The following is a 686-nucleotide window of genomic DNA, read 5'->3' as shown; positions in this document are numbered from 1 at the left end:
CCGCTTCATCGACGCGTTACTCGGTGGCGGCATCGCGCTGCTCGTCACCGCCATCCTGCTGCCGCTCAACCCGCTACGGGTGATCAACCGGGCCGCCCGGCCCGCGCTGGACCTCCTCGCCGACCAGCTCGACGCCTGCGCCGAGGCGCTGCGAAACCAGGACCGGGAGGCGGCCCAGCGCGCGCTGTTCCGGCTGCGGGAGAACAAGGAGGAACTGGCCGCCCTCTCCGAGGCGATCGAGGGTGCCAAGGAGACCAGCACGCTGTCCCCGGCCCGCTGGCACCGGCGCGGCGAGCTGACCCACTACGCGGAGGCGGCCGACCCGATCGACCGGGCCATGCGCAACACAGGCACGCTGATCCGCCGCGCGGTCACCATGATCGAGGACGACGAACCGGCCCCCGAGCCGATGCCGGACGCGATCGGTCATCTGGCCGAGTCGGTGCGCCTGCTCCGGCACGAGTTCGCCGCCGGGCAGGAGCCGCAGGAGGCCCGCGAACGGTCGCTGCGCGCGGTGAGCGAGGCCGGCCGGGCGTACGCCGAGGGGGTCGGCTTCTCCGGCAGCGTGGTGATCGCGCAGGTGCGTACCACGGCGAGCGACCTGATGGTGGCCTCCGGGCTCGAGCAGGAGGAGGCGAACCGCCTGGTCCGGCAGGCGTTCGGCGAGAAGGAGCACCGCACCGGCC

At 73.5% G+C, this 686-nt stretch carries 1 pseudogene; it reads left to right on the top strand.

Annotation, left to right across the window (positions count from 1 at the left end):
- Positions 1-686 (top strand): annotated as a pseudogene (locus tag KBX39_RS32470) (aromatic acid exporter family protein); the annotation flags it as partial.

Origin of the sequence: Micromonospora sp. D75 (genome assembly GCF_018070405.1) — a bacterium.
Lineage (GTDB): Bacteria > Actinomycetota > Actinomycetes > Mycobacteriales > Micromonosporaceae > Micromonospora > Micromonospora chalcea.
Note: the sequence above shows the minus strand (reverse complement) of the source record. Positions and strands in the feature narration are given on the sequence as shown.